This is a genomic window from Prevotella vespertina, assembly GCF_009728485.1.
Taxonomy (GTDB): domain Bacteria; phylum Bacteroidota; class Bacteroidia; order Bacteroidales; family Bacteroidaceae; genus Prevotella; species Prevotella vespertina.
In genome coordinates, this window is the sequence record NZ_VVIQ01000011.1 from 35,359 (window position 1) to 53,343 (window position 17,985).

Genomic DNA, 17,985 nt, shown 5'->3' on the forward strand with positions numbered 1-17,985 from the left:
CTTTTCGGATTTATTCTTTTTATTTGTATTCTTACCTCTTTTCATGCTTTGTTATATGCTTTCCAATGTATGTGACAAGCAATTACGGCCAAATTCTACCAACAAAACAGCTGTAAGAAATGCAACTCTTGTCGTTTTCTCATTGATATTCTATGCTTGGGGAGAGCCCATGTATGTATTCTTGATGATAATCAGTGTCTTTATAAACTACCTCGTAGGAATAGGCATTGAACGTCAGGAAAAACATCGCAAGTTTGCGCTTATTATAGGATTAATATGTAATCTTATAATCCTTGGAACCTTCAAGTATGCTGGATTCTTTGCTGAGGTCTTATGTTCTGTTGGTCTAACTGTTCCTATTCCAAGAATCTCTTTGCCTATTGGAATTAGCTTTTACACCTTTCAAAGCATATCTTATCTAATCGACGTCTACCGCCGGCAAGCTTCTAGTCAACGCCGTTTTGTTGATCTTCTACTCTATGTTTCCATGTTCCCACAGCTTATCGCTGGTCCAATTGTGCGTTATGACCTTGTGGCAAAGGAAATAAATGACCGTCATATAACCCGTCATGACTTTGTAGAAGGTAGTTATCGTTTCTTTATCGGATTAGGTAAAAAGGTCATTCTAGCCAATCAGTTCTCTGAAATAGCCAATCAGTTCCTTCAAGGCGAACTATCTGGTTTAACCATGCAAGGCGCTTGGGTGGGTATAATAGCCTTCACTTTGCAAATCTTCTTTGACTTTAGTGGATATAGCGATATGGCTATTGGCTTAGGACGTTGTCTTGGTTTCCACTTTGCAGAGAACTTTGATCATCCCTATTGTAGCCGTTCTATTACCGAATTCTGGCGTAAGTGGCACATGTCACTAGGTAGTTTTTTCCGTGATTATGTCTATATTCCACTTGGAGGTAATCGCCGTCATCAAGCCTTAAATATCTTTGTTGTATGGTTTCTGACGGGTATGTGGCATGGAGCTAGTTGGAACTTTATCATCTGGGGTGTGTATTTTGGTATTATAGTTACGCTAGAGAAATACACCTTATTAAAGGTGATTCGATATATTCCTCGTGTCGTTTTGCATTTATATAGTTTGTTGTTAATTATAATAGGATGGGGCATCTTCTATTTTACAGACTTCACTCACATGCAGAGATTCTTCCTTTCTCTCTTTGGACAAAGGGCGGTTACTTCTGATTTCTCAGCCCAAACAGCCTTATTCAATAACTTCTGGTTGTGGATAGCAGGTCTTGTTTTCTGTCTACCAGTATATGATTTTCTTTCCAAACGATTTGCTTCTATAGGTTCAACCACTACCCAACATAATTTAGCAACAGCCACCCGATTGGTGATATCATTATGTCTACTCTTCCTAAGTGTGGCTCTCTTGGTTGGTGCAACCAATAATGCATTTATTTATACACGCTTTTAATTGATTGATAATATGAAGAGATATATTCTTTTAGTCGTTAGTTTGGTTACGCTCTCATGCTCTTTTCTGCATGCACAACAGGTTCTTAAAGGGCGCAATGGTAATATTGTTGTAAAGAAAGACTCCCTACTTCGTGCCATGACAGCCTTTACTAGTCCAGCAACTGGGGGTAGTTGGTATTCGGAGGCAGTCAACGCTTATCAAGAAGCATTGGGAGATAATGTACAAGTTTATAGCATGATAGTACCCACTTCTACGGCTTATTATTGGCCAGAAAACTATCAAGGAGTAGCCAATTTGCCACAACGTCCAGTCATTCAAAATATGTATGACAAGATGAATAATAGGATTAAAAAGATTGATTTATGGGACTTGTTAGAATGTCATAAGGCTGAGAACATCTATGCAAGAACGGATCATCATTGGTTGCCATTGGGGGCTTATTATGCAGCTGAACTCTTTGCGCAGGTAGCCAAAGTTCCTTTCCGCCCACTATCTGCTTATGACAAGCATGTTATTCATCGTTTTGTTGGGAGTATGGCACGCTTCTCTGGGATTGCTCAGTTGCGTCAATCGCCTGAAGACTTTGTATTCTATACTCCAACCGATAGTTCTTATACAACCACATACGTCGAACATATATTACAAAACAAGCAGGTTGTTGGTGTAAAACCAGCTTATGAAGGAAAGTTCTTCTTTGCTTATGGCGATGGAAACGGCAATGCTTATTGTACTTTCATGGGGGGAGATATTCGTACAACACATGTTGCCACGGGAGTAAAGAATGGTCGACGACTACTTGTTATAAAGGATAGCTTTGGTAATGCAATCCCTGGTTACCTCTTCTATTCATTTGAAGATCTATACGTTGTAGACTTTCGTTATTTCCAAGAAAACATTTTAGAGTATATTCGTGAACACCAGATAACGGACTTACTCATCGTGAATAATATTCAACATGCTTATACACGAACCACTGCGCGTTCGTTAGTTGAGATGTTAGAACGCCCAACAACACATAAAGACTGATTATGAAACAAGACAATATCTATATCGTTGTAATATCTATCGCATTCTTTGTTCTGACCTGTATCTTCAATTTTCTACCACGTAGCACATACTCTGCTCTGGAAAAGCGTGACCTTAAACAGTTTCCTGCTTACTCCTTGGAGGATGTGAAATCGGGTGACTTTACAAAGAATATTAATTCCTGGTTTAGCGATAGTGAGCCTTTTCGTGACTTCTTCATGCAGGTGAGTATGAAACAGAAGGATCTTCTTGGAATTACAAAGATGGGTGAAGAGAAGGTGAAGTTTCATGCTTCTGTTGCCACAGGGAAGGCTACGAATAATCCAATGGATGAGAGTGGAGATAATGGAAGAGAGATAGAAGGGTACAAGAATACGTCTACTGCCAATGAAAATGCTAAGATTGCTAACCTCGGAATCGTCATCGTTGGCAGTGGTAAAGAGGTGCGTGCACTAATGGCGTATGGTGGTGGTGCAGAAGGAGGAGTGGCTTATGCTGAGGCTGCTAATACTTATAAGAAAGCCTTTGGATCGAAAGTGAATGTGTATAGTATGGTCATTCCAACTGCTATAGAGTTCTATTGTCCAGAACAGGCAAAGAGTTGTACACATAGTCAGAGTGCCACTATCACGAACATTTATCACCATTTAGCAAAGGATGTGCAGGCTGTTAACGTATATACTCCTATCGGGAAACATGCGAAAGAGCCAATCTATTTGCGTACAGATCACCATTGGGCACCACTTGGAGCATACTATGCTGCACAGGAGTTTGCACGTGTGGCAAAGGTGCCGTTCCGCACACTTAGCAGCTATGAAAAGCGTGTTGTGCATGGTTATGTGGGGAGTATGTATGGTTAGGCACATGATATTTCGTTAAAGAATGCACCGGAAGATTTCGTCTTTTATGTACCTAAGGATGTGAAGTATACCACCCTTTATCAAGAGTATAAACTCGATAAGGACTATAATATTCAGGGTGAAGGTCGGAGTTTCGAAGGGCAATTCTTCGTCCATTATAGGGATGGTAGCAGTGGGGCTTATTGCACGTTTATGGGTGGAGATGCGAAGATTACGACCATTACAACATCCACGCATAATGGAAGGAGATTGTTAATTCTGAAGGATAGTTTCGGTAATGCACTCCCTGGTTATCTGTTTTATAGCTTCGAACAGATATTTGTTGTGGATAGTCGTTACTTCGCAAAGAATATGAAACAATATGTTCGTGAGAACAAGGTGACAGATATTCTTTTTGCTTATAATATCTTTAATGCTTACTCAACAAAGGTTGCGAATAAATTAGAAAGTCTACTTGATCAATAAAGCTAATGATTATTCCCATCATGAATTGAGATATGCTCAGCATGATGGGATTCTTGTTTTTATAGGCGTCCGTGCTCTTTATTAATAATAGGTTTGGGTTGGTTAGGATAAAGAAGAGGCTTCTCTGTATTTGAAGAGAGCCTCTCTTTACATAGAGGAAGGCCTTTTTTTGTATTGAAGAAAGCCTTCCGTAGAATCCACCTATTATTTACTTCAATTAGATGTCATGTTTTGTTAACTTGTCAACTAGTCTACTCGTGACTTAAACGAATCTAATTTTAAAATTACATCCAATGCTTTTCTCTTTTTCTGCCAATATGTCAGTTGTATGCCATTGGCACATCCTTTGTCTAATAGTAGGCGTATGACGCTGTGAAAGCTAGCTAATCTAGCCCAGCGAGATAGCTTCGGCTGTCTTGAAGAACAGCGTGTTATAGCATTTAAATAGTAAATAATAATAAAAGAATATACAATTATGGGAAAGATTATTGGAATTGACTTAGGAACAACAAACTCTTGTGTTGCTGTATTTGAAGGTAACGAGCCAGTAGTAATTGCTAACAGCGAAGGTAAGCGTACAACACCTTCTGTTGTAGGCTTCGTTGAAGGTGGCGAACGTAAGGTAGGTGACCCTGCTAAGCGTCAGGCTATCACAAACCCAGAGAAGACCATCTACTCTATTAAGCGTTTCATGGGTGAGACCTACGACCAGTGTAAGAAAGAGGCTGAGCGTGTTCCATTCAAGGTTGTTAATGAAGGTGGTTATCCACGTGTACAGATTGACGACCGCAAATATACTCCACAGGAGATTTCTGCTATGATTCTGCAGAAGATGAAGAAGACTGCTGAGGACTACCTCGGCCAAGAAGTAACTGATGCAGTTATCACTGTACCTGCTTACTTCTCTGACTCACAGCGTCAGGCTACCAAAGAAGCTGGTCAGATTGCAGGTCTTAATGTACAGCGTATCGTGAATGAGCCTACTGCCGCAGCACTTGCTTACGGTGTTGATAAGGCTAATAAGGATATGAAGATTGCCGTATTCGACCTTGGTGGTGGTACGTTCGATATCTCTATCCTTGAGTTCGGTGGCGGTGTATTCGAGGTACTCTCTACAAATGGTGATACTCACCTTGGTGGTGATGACTTCGACCAAGTAATCATCGATTGGTTGGTTAATGGCTTTAAGGCTGAAGAAGGTGTTGACCTCACAAAGGATCCAATGGCAATGCAACGTCTGAAGGAGGCTGCTGAGAAGGCTAAGATAGAGTTGTCAAGCTCTTCTTCTACTGAGATTAACTTGCCTTACATCACTGCAGAAGGTGGCGTTCCAAAGCACTTGGTAAAGACTTTGACTCGCTCACAGTTCGAGCAGTTGGCACATAGCCTTATCCAAGCTTGTCTCGTTCCATGCCAGAATGCTATCCGCGACGCTAAGTTGCAGACATCAGATATCGATGAGGTTATCCTCGTAGGTGGTTCAAGCCGTATTCCTGCAGTGCAGACTTTGGTTAAGAACTATTTCGGTAAGGAGCCTTCAAAGGGTGTTAACCCTGATGAGGTGGTTGCTGTTGGTGCAGCTATTCAGGGTGCTATCCTTAATAAGGAGAGCGGTGTAGGCGATATCGTATTGCTCGACGTTACTCCATTGACCCTCGGTATCGAGACAATGGGTGGTGTGATGACAAAGCTTATCGATGCTAACTCTACTATCCCTTGCAAGAAGAGTGAAGTGTTCTCTACCGCAGCTGATAACCAGACAGAGGTTACTATCCACGTTCTTCAAGGTGAGCGTCCAATGGCAGCACAGAACAAGTCTATCGGTCAGTTCAACTTGACAGGTATTGCTCCAGCTCGCCGTGGTGTTCCACAGATTGAGGTAACATTCGATATTGATGCTAACGGTATCCTCAACGTATCTGCTAAGGATAAGGCAACAGGTAAGGAGCAGAGCATCCGCATCGAGGCTTCAAGCGGTTTGAGCGAGGATGAAATCAACCGTATGAAGGCTGAGGCTGAGCAGAACGCTGAGAACGACAAGAAGGAACGTGAGAAGATTGACAAGCTGAACCAGGCTGACTCAATGATCTTCACCACCGAGAACTTCTTGAAGGACAACGGTGATAAGATTCCTGCCGACCAGAAGTCAGGTATCGAGTCTGCTCTCCAGCAGCTCAAGGATGCTCACAAGTCTGGTGACGTTGCAGCTATCGACACAGCTATCAACAACCTCAACACCGTTATGCAGGCAGCATCACAGCAGATGTACAGCCAGGCAGGTGCACAGGCAGGTCCTCAGCCAGGCGCAGATGCTGGTCAGCAGGAGCAGCCAAAGCAGGATGACACCATCCAAGATGCAGACTTTGAGGAAGTGAAGTAAAATTAGAATAGAATAATAATCCCAGTAGTTTAAAATATTACTGGGATTTTTTGTATTTTATTAATATGGAATGGGTAGAAGCATTTGAGTCTAAAGTAGAAGTAAAGCTTCCTGAGTCTTCTAAAAAGGCTAAGGATATTATTGAAAAGATAAAAGATAACTGGAAAGGAACTTTTCTTGATGGAGGTAAAATAATAAAAGAGGGGTTAAGGACGAAAAAGTTATTTGATTTATTGACAGAATTAGGAGATAAGCAAGGATATAAAGTCTATTCGCATAGTTTATCTGACGAATTTAGAAGTATCCCTGGTAATGATAAGTTCGTCAATAGAGAATGGATGTATGATTTGTGTTGGTATAGGGAAGATGAAACCTTTCTGTATGGTCTAAAAAGTTTAGATCTTGCGGTAGAATCAGAGTGGAGAAATAATAGAGGAGGAGATAAATATGGAGCTATTAAATATGATTTCCAGAAATTGTTAGTTGCAAACATGGGATTATGTTTAATGGTCTTTAAAGTTACAGAAGAGGGAAGGAAGAGTTTATCTACGTATTTTGAGCAAGTATATGAAATATATGAAGGTCATAAAAGTAATATCCTTTTTGTCGCATTCTCCCAAAGGGGGAAGACATTTTATTACAGTTACTTGTCTCCCAAGGGAAAAGACGTGTAAAGTATCTCGTTCTTTGGATTAACTTAAGTAATCATAAAACCCCAAACCTATTTCCCTTGAATAAGACAACAAATTAACCTGCGACTACGCACACAGTGCTGGCTCTCGCTGTGAGTCAGCCAGTGTTATTATAACACAACCTATAGACTTGCTCGGATAGAATAAGAATCAGTGAATAGGTCCAGAATCTGTATGTGGTAATGAGTGCACAGTTTGACAATTCATGATAACTATTCCTATAATGAAATGTTTTGATGAAGAGTCTATTGTCTGTTATCATATCTTTACTCAACATGGGATAATCTAAATCAAAAATATATCAGACATACAGTATTTTAAGTATATTATTTTGGCTCTTTGCGATGTAGGAAGTACATTTGTGACGATTTTGTAATACATTGGTTATTACTGTTCATGTACGTCTTGTTATTGACGTAATCACTGATTATTGATAGCATCAAAGCAATATGAAAGAAAACATCGTCATCAAGTATCGACATACGGTACTTTTCTATCTCTTAGCAACCTTTATCCCATGGATATTCTGGTTTGCTGCAAGTTATGTAAGTCATCATGTAGTTTATTCGGAAAGCACATGGGTAGCTCCATTGTTGGGGCTGGCAGGACTTTTCTTCCCAATGTTTCTGACCATTATTTTGGTTTTTCAACGTAAGGAACTACGGAAAGACTTTCTTGGGAGATTCCTAAACTTGTCTTCCGATAAGTGGCAATATTATTTCACAGCCTGCCTACTGATGCCAGCAAGTATCTTGTGTGCTATGGCAGTTTCTCTGTTGTTCGGTTACAGTCCATCGCAATTCATTATTACAGGTCATTACACCTTTACTTCGGGTGTCTTTCCTGTATGGTTTCTCCTTATTCTTGCACCTACACTTGAGGAACTTGCGTGGCATGGTTATGGAACAGACTGTCTCCGTTCTCGAATGAGTCTCTTCAAAACATCTATGCTGTTTGCAGCTTATTGGGCAGTTTGGCATTTTCCCCTTGCAGGTATTAAGGGTTATTATCACGCTAATGTGGTGAGTGAGGGCTGGCTTTATAGTCTGAACTTCATCGTGAGTATTTTCCCTTTTGTTATCTTGATGAATTGGCTTTATTATAAAACCAACCGAAATATCCTCGTAGCTATTATCTTTCACATTACGGCAGGTTATTTCAATGAAATATTTGCAACTCACCCCGATAGCAAGTGTATACAGACGGTATTACTGCTTATCGTGTCTGTTATCATTGTAGTTAAAGAACGTCGACTGTTCTTTAGCCGAGCGTTGGAGTAGAGTGGTACTCACCTCAAGATATTTAAATCTTAGTTCCAAGAAGAATACAATTATTTAGGTATTAACTGTACACTGGCTGGCACTCACAGAGAGTCAGCCAGTGTTTGTATTATACAGCCTATATAATGCTTGATGTGAACGCGAAAATGTTATTTACTCTTTTCTGTAAATCTCTTATCTACTACACTAAGTTTGAAAACGGTTTGCTGTCATTTTTAACATTTGCTGCAGATGCTTGTTTGTCAGAATGTTAGAATAGGTAAAAGGCTGACAGTAGTGACAGCAAAATAAAAATAATTCGTGAAAAACTTGACAAGGGGTATCTCTGTGTTGTATCTTTGCAAGCAGAAATAAGGAAGAATAACGACACGCTAAGTGTGATTTCCTACAAACTAACCGCATCTTCCTTTTTGAATTTATTTTTCTTAAATCATTCTATTTATGTGTACAGATTTTTCTAACATGCCCAAAGACTGGGCAGTGTGCTTTATGCACGATTGTATTCTCAAAGAGCAGTGCCTACGTTATTATGCGGCTAAGACACTCTCTATTAGCCAACATTCAGCATTGACCGTTCTTCCCTCTACTCGTTCTGGCAATAGCTGTAAGGAGTTTCACACAATGAAGAAAGAACGATTGGCGTGGGGATTCTCGCACCTTTTCGATGATGTGAAGCATAGTGACTACCACTCTCTGCGTAGTACTATGGAGAGTCATTTCGGAAGTCGCTTTGTTTATTATCGTTACCATCGAGGAATTAATAAACTGAGTGAGGGTGAACAGAAATGGGTTGACAAACTCTTCCAGCATTATGGCTATGCTACCCCACGTGTTTATGATAACTACCAGACGTGCTGGAAATAATAGTTGTGCTTTCGGGAAGGAGTTAAGGAGTGAAAGGGAGTAATAGGAGTTAAGACATTAGCACGTTTTGTAAGAGAAAGAAAAGGTAACCTTTGCGTTACGAAGTTGATATAGTAATCTGTTATAGAGGTCTTGTTTCTGTGGTGCTAACGCTCCGCACATCATGTGTTGATGCTCCGCACGTGTGGTGCTGGTGGACAGGATAATAAAAGACATAGTAACATGTTAACTTATTCTGTGTTCCAGTAGACATAATGACATAAGGTCAGAGGGAAAAGACAAAGTAAGAGTTTAACTTTTCTATGGCTTGTTAGCCAGAATGACATAAGGACAGATTTTAGAAAGACATAATAACAGATTAACCTTTTCACTCTTTCTCCTTTCTCACAAGCAACTTGTTCACTCGTAAACTTGTCAACTTAAAACTATCGTATATGCAATACAAGAATCTTAAGAATATTAAAGCTGAAAATCAGCGTAACCGACAGTCGGAAAGACTTAAAAATGATATTACTCGTCGTCTGCTCAACTATCTTGAGCGGAAGTATGAAATGCGGTATAACACCGCTTTGGGGTGTACGGAAATCCGAAAGGCAGGGAGTGATAAACCTTTTGTGGCTGCGGATGAACGGATGCGCAACACAATCGCTATAAAGGCGCGTCTTGATGGGATTGATGTGTGGGATAAAGACATCCGACGATACACGGAGTCGGGGTTTGTCAAGACTTTTAATCCTGTGGACGACTTCCTCAATAGCCTGCGAGGACGATGGGACGGAAAGGACCATATCAAGGCTTTGGCAGACTGTGTTCCTAATGATAACGCACGATGGGCAGACTGGTTTCACACGTGGTTTCTGGCGATGGTGGCACAATGGATGGGCTTGGATAATGCACATGGTAACAGTGTGGCACCGCTACTCATCTCACGACAGGGTTATAGGAAGTCTACCTTCTGCAAACGCTTGCTGCCCGAAGCGTTGCAGTGGGGCTATAACGATAATCTTATCATGAGTGAGAAGCAGAATACGTTGCGGGCAATGACTCAGTCGCTGCTGATAAATATTGATGAGTTCAATGCCCTGTCGGCAAAGACACAAGACGGTTTTTTGAAGAATGTCATGCAGCTTGCAAGTATCAAACTCCGTCAGCCTTATCGTCAGCAGCAGCTTACGTTGCCACGTGTTGCCTCTTTCATTGCCACAGCGAATATTTCGGATGTCTTTAGCGATCCCAGTGGTTGCCGTCGTTTTATAGCGGTTACGCTGACTGGTCCAATCCGTCTGCCCGACCGCATAGACTATGAGCAACTCTATGCGCAGGCTGTTGCTGAATTAGATAGTGGTAGACGTTATTGGTTTGATGAGGCTGACACCCAAGAGATTATGGAGAATAACCAGCATTATCAGCAACGCACTCCTGCCGAAGCCCTCTTTTTGGATTGTTTCTCTATTCCAAAGGACTTGACCAAGGGTGCCTACATGACTGCCGCCTCTATCTTCAGCCTACTTCGTCAGCGATATGGCAGTCAACTGAACCTGACAAGTCTTTCCCATTTCGGTCGTGTCCTTGCCAATATCCCGAACCTCCATAGTAAACATTCTTCGCATGGCACAGAGTATTTGGTAGCAGTACGTAGTAGCTTTAGCCAGTCTACCTCTCCCATCTTAAATCGTTAGTTGTTATCCGAATAAACTTTCAAAGTTGCTGTCACTGCTGTCACACCTTGATGCATTATAAGTCGTTTATAATCTGTTTGTTGCGTGAAGTGTTAAAAGTGACAGCAACTTAAATCAAAACTATGTTAGCTTTATTGACATTCAGTATGAAAAGTTTTTTGTAAAAAACCTTTTCTATTTATTCTTTATATAAATATTTTATATTATATTTGCAAGGTGTTACCCATGTTAATGGGGAAGTGTAACTAAAAACTCATCTATGAAAGAGTGCAGGGAAAGACACTATATATTTTCTTGTTCGTAAATGACGATAAAGTGAGATGAGATTTAATATCTAAGTTACATAGTGTTCTAAGTCTTGCTGCTATGAATAAGATAAAAGCTACAAAACTGATAAGATGAAAAAAGAAGTAATTCAAGAACTATACAATGGCTTTGAAGCTGTGGCTGTAGAGGTCGAGGGGATTGAATGTTGGAGTGCACGCAAACTTCAGCTGCTTTTGGGTTATTCCAAATGGGAGAATTTCTCGAAAGTAATAGATAAAGCCAAAATTGCCTGTGAAAATGCAAGGAGTTTGGTTTCTGACCATTTTCCTGACGTCAGGAAAATGGTTAATCTTGGCTCAGGGTCAGAAAGAGAGATTGATGATATTCTCTTAACTCGCTATGGCTGTTACCTAATTGCACAAAATGGTGACCCACGTAAAGAAAAGTTGCTTACTTTTTTGTGGAAGGTTATTACCTGAGTACGCGCATTTGGCTTGACCCCATGCTAAAGCGTTCTCTCAAACGGTGTGTGGATTGGAGTCAGATAGATAAGGACGAATATCTGACCGCAATGCGTGAGAGTATTTCTGATAGCACACATCAAGACTTTGGTAAAACCTGCACTCACCACCAAGATGGGAGACCGAGAAATGTTTATGAAAGGTGTTGATTATTCATATTATTACGAACAGAATGAGTGATCCATAATCTCTTTAAGAGTTCATAGAACTACAATGTCCTTTCGAAGGATTCTACTTGTGTTAAAGGATAGAATGGAAGCGGATTTACTTCAATTGTGTAAGAGTATAGAATATGGATAAAAATATTATTAAGTTTATAATATTATAAGTAATATTGGGTTTAATTATAAAACAATAAAGACATATGACAAATTCTGAAATAATAAACAAAATTTTTGAGGGAAATTGTATGTTGTTTTTAGGCTCTGGATTTTCTTTTGGAGCGACAAACAACAATCCTAAAGACTCCACGTTCAAGGGAGCTAGTACTCTTGCACACATGTTGTTGGAAGATGCTGGGTATTCAAGTAAAACAGATGATTTACGAAAAGCTTCTTCTGCATATCTTAGGAAAAAGACGCCTGAGGACTTAATAGCTCTGCTTAAGCAGGAATTTTGCGCTACTTCAATATCACCGTCCCATGATTATATTGGAAGTTTGAACTGGTTTCGAATCTACACTACTAATTATGATAACATTATTGAGTTAGCTTATAATAAAGCACAAAAACGGCTGATGCCCAAAACGTTATCTTCTACCCATTTGGGAACTGAGGATTATAGATATTGTTGTATTCATCTTAATGGGTTTATTGATTCGCTTTCTTATGATAAATTAGATAATGAATTCAAACTCACATCTGCTAGTTATTTGACAGAAGATTTTACCAAGTCAGAATGGTTTGATATTTTTAAGTCTGATGTTATGGCTTGCGAAGCATTGATATTTATTGGTTTCTCTATGGATTATGATATAGATTTAGCAAGAATACTAGCTTCTGGAATAACAAAAGACAAGACTTTGTTTGTTGTACGACCAGATGAAGATGAATTAAACGTCAGTAGTCTATCTGATTTTGGGAATGTATTAAATTCAGGACTTGATGGATTCGTCAAGATGGTTAAGGAATCCCAAAGTAATTACGTTCCAAGTGCAACTAAACTTTTCACCCCAATTAGTTTTCTTAGATCGGATATAAACAGAGATGTTCCATCTATACGTGATATAGACTTTTATCAGTTAATTTTAAACGGATATATAGATAAGCATTTGGCTTTCCATTCATTAGTTAATAATAGCTCATATCCATACTTAATATACCGAAATAAACTTCAAGAATGTATAGATGCTATTAAGAATGGTTCAAATAGTATATTAATTGAATCTGCTCTAGGAAATGGAAAATCTATCTTTTTGAATGAACTCGAATTATTGCTTGTCAAAGAAGGGAAAGAGGTTTTTGTCTATGACAAATATACTTCAAGAGTTACGTGGGAAATTACCCAAATATGTGAAAGATTTTCAAATGCTATAGTTATTTTTGATGACTACCACTCTTCTCGAGACCAAGTAAAGAGTTTACGTAATTATTCAAAACAAATTTGTATTATCACGTCTGAACGTAAATCTCTTCATGAGGTGATATTTGATGAGATTGAAGATGTTTTGGGGGAAAGTTATAAGGTTGTAAATATTGACAAATTATCAGATAACGAAATCCAAGCATTGGATGCTTTATTGGATAAATACTCTCTGTGGACTGATTTGAGCGCTTCTACAAACAGACAATCGTATATCAAAAACACGTGTGGAAGCGAATTATGCCGTGTTATTCTCAGTAGAATTTCTAGCCCAAATCTTACGTCTAGAATCAAGGAAACAATAGCATCAATCTCACGAAATAAATCATTTGAAGAGGCTTTCAAGTTTTTGATGGTTGCAGAATGCTTTCATATTCGTTTTACGATAATGGATATAGCAACATGGGTTGGAGCAGAATTATTTAATAAACCAAGTTTTCGCCAAAATCAAACAATAAAAGAATTTATCGATATAGAAGCTACCGATATTAAATTTAAGTCATCAATTGTAGCAAAATATATACTTACAACACTTTATTCTCCGAAAGATGTAATAGATATTCTGATACAGTTGGTAAAACGTTTAGATATACTATCCAAAAATTCGTCCCCAAATAGAATTAGATTAATTACTTTTGTAAACTTTACGACAATTCAATCATGTTTGAATATAAAGGATAATGCGTGGAAAACGGAAATATATCGTTTTTATGAAGTTGTTAAGGACTGCACTTTTTGTAAAACAAATATAGATTTTTGGCTACAGTACGCTATAGCTAGATTATATAATAGGGATTATGTCATATCCAAGACCTTATTTGATAAATGCTATTCACTTGCCAATGCAAATTGCAATTATAGAACATATAAAATCGATAATCATTATTGTCGCTTCCTTTTGGAGAATGAGATAGAATTCGGATCGGTTGGTACTTGTATGGAGGCATTTAGGCATGCACATGAAATACTTTCAAATACTCATCCAGGGGACGAGAAAAAACATTATCCATTTAAGGTTGCAGGCTTATATAAAAAATTTTACGAGACATTCAAGGACAAGCTATCTAAAAAGGAATGCACAGATTTCAAACAATCATGTTTGGATATGCTAGAGAAATGTCAGTTATATCTAAATAGTGATGATTGCACAAATGCTAGAATTGTTCGAGATACCCAATCTAAATTAGAAATGATAATAGCAGACTAAGGCGTTTAGTTGTGTATAAAAATATATGTACTTTAGAATAAGTATCTTTGCAATACAAGTAGAAATACAAAACAAACGATAGATGTTGTCTATAGTATGAGGATACAGAAATCTCTCGATAATTATTGATTCTTATTATTTAGGATATTTTAGATGTTTCATTTTTGTACCATATAAATATAAGCAACAGATAATCAACGGTAGACATGTCAGAGGAAGAAAACGATACTTACATATAACCAAACCCGCAGCAACTGGATGGTTGCTGCGGGTTGTATTTGAAATATGATAAGGTGAGAAAGCCTACATCACAACGTCAACTCAACGATATAATCAATCTCAGTAGGGACGGTGTCGAAGTTAAGGGTGATGCCGTTACCAGTCTTTGTGAAGTTGACACGCTTGTTGGTACCAAAGACGGTGGCAGACTTGATTTTGTGGTTGCCAGTAGGGATGAAGAGGCTGGTGTCCATATAGTTTAGGATGTGGATATAGAGTTTGTTACCACGTTGTGTACTTACTCCCCAGTCGTGAGGACCAACGATGCCGCCACGTGTGCCGTAGATGGTTTCACCATATTTGTTCATCCATTCACCGATAGCCTGAAGGCGGTTGAGGGCAAGAGCGGGGAGGGCACCACCTGGTTCTGGACCGATGTTGAGTAGGAGGTTGGCATTCTTTCCTGCAGCACGAACGAGCATCTGAATCAACTCTTTGGGTGACTTATAGAGGGTGTCGGTGATATTGTAACCCCAATGCTCGTTGATAGTCTGGCATGATTCTAAGGGTAGGCGACCGATGCTCTGACCAGAGAGACCAGCCTTGTTCTCACCCGGTAGGTCACGTTCAAAGATCTGAATATCCTCACCAGGGAAAGGAGTATGGTGATGATTGTTAGCAATGAGGCACTGTGGCTGCAGTTTGTGAATCAATGCATACTGCTCCTCCAACTGCCAATCGAAAGGCTTCGCGTCACTGTCATGATCCCACCAACCATCAAACCAGATTGCCCCTACCTTTCCATAGTTTGTGAGCAATTCTGTCAGCTGTGTGTTCATAAACTTATAGTAGCTTGCCCAGTTAACCTTCTCTTTTGGTCTACCAGTGCCAGTTCCTGTTCTACCCACAGGATAGTCCTCACGTCCCCAGTCAAGGTGAGAATAGTAAAGATGCAACTTGATACCATTTCGTTGGCAAGCATCAGCCATTTCTTTAATGATGTCACGTTTGAATGGAGTACCATCAACGGAATTATACGTGCTGGTAGCTGTCTTAAAGAGTGAGAATCCATCATGGTGGCGTGTCGTAATGGTGATATACTTTGCACCAGCAGCTTTGATAGCTTTTACCCAAGCATCCGCATCAAACTCTGAAGGATAGAACGTCTTTGCCAATTTAGACGTAATGGACATATCGTCATCAAGTATCTCCATATGGTACTCTTCTATCTCTTGGCAACCCTTATCCCATGGATATTCTGGTTTACTACCAGTTATGTAAGTCATCATGTAGTTTATTCGGAAAGTACATGGATAGTCCCATTGTTGGGATTGGTTGGACTTTGTTTCCCAATGGTTCTAACCATTATGTTAGTCTCTCGATATCAAGACCTTCGTAAGGATTTTTTCCTTTTGTATTTTTGAAGAACTGGGTCTATTACAAAACAAATCGAAATATTCTCGTAGTCATTACCTTTCCTGTATGAAACTTTTATCTTAGCATAATAGAAACTTCATAAACCCGCCCTTATTTCTCACCTAATTAATAACAAACCTCTCTGTCTCAAGTATCCTATCAAACCTTTTTATTATCTTTGTACATTGTTTCTTCTAAATTTAATGAAGATATGAAAGAATTTATATTGAGCTTGTTATTAACAATTTGTTTTGTCGGGTGTTCTATAAGAAGGAGCTCAGATGAAACGAAGCAGCCTGTAAGTACTGAACAAACGGATTTAGATACTAATGAGGTCTCAGGCGAGTCTCCTTCTTTCTCCACAGATTCGGAGTATTCTGACGGAACTGATGATGAGTTGACAGATGAGTCGTCTGAAGGTAGTGAGGTTGAAGATGGAACTCATTCTGCAACGGTTTATTACAATAATCCTCAAACCGGCTATAGTGCTACATATACGCTTGATGTTGAAGTAGAGGATGGTCAGGTCGTACAGATTGATTTCCCTAATGGAGGTTATATTGACAGTGATCATATTACACCAGAAGCTCTAAATTCTGATGGAGAATGTACTATTTATGGTGATGACGGAAAGACATACGTTATACATATTGACTTGTAATTCACGTTCTACATATCTGGTGTCTAAAAAGGTCGTGATAGGAGTGACTGGAAAGTGAAATGTACTCGTTCAGACTCTGTTATATAGCGAGGGATAAGAGATTGACTTTGAGAAGATAGGACTCTCTTTTGGAAATGTTTAAGAGGCACGAGGAACGTGATAAAAGGTGGTAGTGAGATTGGAAAGAGGGGGATTATTAATTTTTAACGAGTGATGAATGATAAATAAAAAAAATATATTTACTTTTGTTACCGCTAATGTAATTGTCTTTTGGAAGGTCTGCAATTTTCTTTTGAAAGGTTCTCAATGGTCTTTTAAAAGGTACTCAGCGGTCTTTTAAAAAGTCATGTACTAATCTTTGAAAAGCTATTTAATCGTCTCTTAAAGAGAGAATTTATTTTCTTTTGAAAGGTTATGTTAATATAAAAGAATCATTGAATGTATGATTCGAAGGGGTAAATCTATTAGAAACTAGTAATTATAAATATAATAAAAAATGAGACATTCAAAGTTTTTAGTAGTGAGTTTATTGGCGTTGATGACGTTGAGTTTCACGGCATGCAGTAGTTCTGATGATGATGGAGGAAAGGGTAAGATAGAACGACCGAAGTATTTGTCTGATGCTACAAGATACAAGATTACAACGCAGGGATCTACTTGGAAGAGTCTTGAACTAACTGAAGATGGACGCTACTTTATCGTGTATGATGGTAGTGTTTCTGGATCTTCTTCACAAGATAATGATGATGTTATCGTCTCTGGAAGTTATGAGAAGAAAGGTAATCGATATGTATTGAATACTGTTGGCGAGCTGACTATCACTGCTAACAACAACTCATACGAATTGCTGTTGACCAATAAAGGGAAGTCTCTCAAGTTCTCTGCCCAGAAGTCTGGAACGTTACCTTCTAATAAGGTCAACGATGAGTTGTGTCGTACATGGGTGTTCTCTAAGTGTTATATCGTTGTGAAGTATGATGGAAAGAAGGTCTATAATGCTTCATCTACCTCTGCCAATGAGCTTTACGATGGATTTAGATCAGCAATAAACACACCTGAGTATAAGGACAAGTTAAAGCTTTCTCAAGACAAGGAGGATGATATTGATGGCTTAAGGCTATTGAGAACGGTTACGTTTACGCATGCAGGTTCATATTATGTAACCACTACGGACGGTCGTGAAGACCTAATGAATTACTGGAAATGGATTAACGCTAACGAGTTGATCATAGGCTTTTCAGAAAATGAGGATCAGACCTCTGTACATGATCAAGCTGCCCTCAAGTTTTATAATGGGCAGTTGATCATGGTAGATAGCCAATCTAAAGGTCGTGAAGAAGTTACTATTACAATGGAATTTCAACCTGTTCATACAGATCGTTAACAGATTCCAATTATAAAGAAAAGTCCGAATCCAGTGCAAGGATTCGGA

The 17,985-nt window shown here is 39.0% G+C and carries 12 protein-coding genes and 3 pseudogenes; 13 read left to right on the top strand and 2 right to left on the bottom strand.

Annotated features, from left to right (window positions below; genetic code table 11):
- Window positions 1–55: 55 nt before the first annotated feature.
- From F0475_RS09585 to F0475_RS09615, 7 genes and pseudogenes are all read left to right on the top strand, one after another.
- Complete coding sequence (locus F0475_RS09585) at window positions 56–1,432, top strand: MBOAT family O-acyltransferase (RefSeq protein ID WP_234422993.1); 1,377 nt, start codon at window positions 56–58, stop codon at window positions 1,430–1,432.
- Between the two features lie 12 nt (window positions 1,433–1,444).
- The gene (locus F0475_RS09590) at window positions 1,445–2,461 is read left to right on the top strand and encodes a DHHW family protein (RefSeq protein ID WP_155716452.1); all 1,017 of its coding nucleotides are present in this window, start codon (window positions 1,445–1,447) and stop codon (window positions 2,459–2,461) included.
- A gap of 2 nt (window positions 2,462–2,463) precedes the next feature.
- Window positions 2,464–3,786, top strand: a pseudogene (locus tag F0475_RS09595) (DHHW family protein).
- A gap of 475 nt (window positions 3,787–4,261) precedes the next feature.
- Entirely contained in the window at window positions 4,262–6,166 is a 1,905-nt protein-coding gene (gene dnaK / locus F0475_RS09600) for a molecular chaperone DnaK (RefSeq protein WP_155716453.1), read from the top strand.
- A gap of 65 nt (window positions 6,167–6,231) precedes the next feature.
- Window positions 6,232–6,840 carry a hypothetical protein gene (locus F0475_RS09605; RefSeq protein ID WP_155716454.1) on the top strand — a complete coding sequence of 203 codons (609 nt, stop codon included), beginning with the start codon at window positions 6,232–6,234 and terminating at the stop codon, window positions 6,838–6,840.
- Window positions 6,841–7,307: 467 nt separating this feature from the next.
- Window positions 7,308–8,138 (top strand): CPBP family intramembrane glutamic endopeptidase, encoded by an 831-nt coding sequence (locus F0475_RS09610; RefSeq protein WP_155716455.1) that lies wholly within the window; start codon window positions 7,308–7,310, stop codon window positions 8,136–8,138.
- A gap of 441 nt (window positions 8,139–8,579) precedes the next feature.
- Window positions 8,580–9,002 (top strand): DUF6078 family protein, encoded by a 423-nt coding sequence (locus F0475_RS09615; RefSeq protein ID WP_199879806.1) that lies wholly within the window; start codon window positions 8,580–8,582, stop codon window positions 9,000–9,002.
- 57 nt (window positions 9,003–9,059) lie between these two features.
- Here F0475_RS09615 and F0475_RS09620 read toward each other — a convergent pair whose 3' ends face one another.
- Window positions 9,060–9,218 carry a hypothetical protein gene (locus F0475_RS09620; RefSeq protein WP_155716456.1) on the bottom strand — a complete coding sequence of 53 codons (159 nt, stop codon included), beginning with the start codon at window positions 9,216–9,218 and terminating at the stop codon, window positions 9,060–9,062.
- 218 nt (window positions 9,219–9,436) lie between these two features.
- Here F0475_RS09620 and F0475_RS09625 point away from each other — a divergent pair, with 218 nt between their 5' ends.
- The 4 genes and pseudogenes from F0475_RS09625 (at window position 9,437) to F0475_RS09640 (ending at window position 14,257) form a co-directional block, all read left to right on the top strand.
- Window positions 9,437–10,681, top strand: a complete 1,245-nt coding sequence (locus tag F0475_RS09625; RefSeq protein ID WP_155716457.1) for a VapE domain-containing protein — start codon at window positions 9,437–9,439, stop codon at window positions 10,679–10,681.
- Window positions 10,682–11,079: 398 nt separating this feature from the next.
- Window positions 11,080–11,397: pseudogene (locus F0475_RS09630) on the top strand (BRO family protein); the annotation flags it as partial.
- Window positions 11,394–11,649: pseudogene (locus tag F0475_RS11885) on the top strand (cell filamentation protein Fic); the annotation flags it as partial. The pseudogenes F0475_RS09630 and F0475_RS11885, both read left to right, overlap by 4 nt.
- 184 nt (window positions 11,650–11,833) lie before the next feature.
- Window positions 11,834–14,257, top strand: coding sequence for an SIR2 family protein (locus F0475_RS09640; RefSeq protein WP_155716459.1), 2,424 nt, complete (start codon window positions 11,834–11,836; stop codon window positions 14,255–14,257).
- A gap of 308 nt (window positions 14,258–14,565) precedes the next feature.
- On the opposite strand, the gene F0475_RS09645 is transcribed toward F0475_RS09640, so the two are convergent.
- Window positions 14,566–15,774: an alpha-L-fucosidase gene (locus F0475_RS09645; protein ID WP_394350001.1), complete on the bottom strand. Its 1,209-nt coding sequence runs from the start codon at window positions 15,772–15,774 to the stop codon at window positions 14,566–14,568.
- 329 nt (window positions 15,775–16,103) lie between these two features.
- On the opposite strand from F0475_RS09645, the gene F0475_RS09655 reads away from it, so the two are divergent.
- Window positions 16,104–16,553 carry a hypothetical protein gene (locus F0475_RS09655; protein WP_155716460.1) on the top strand — a complete coding sequence of 150 codons (450 nt, stop codon included), beginning with the start codon at window positions 16,104–16,106 and terminating at the stop codon, window positions 16,551–16,553.
- A gap of 496 nt (window positions 16,554–17,049) precedes the next feature.
- A complete protein-coding gene (locus F0475_RS09660; RefSeq protein ID WP_234422994.1) occupies window positions 17,050–17,937 on the top strand; it encodes a hypothetical protein in 888 nt (295 codons plus the stop codon).
- The last annotated feature ends 48 nt before the right edge of the window (window positions 17,938–17,985 follow it).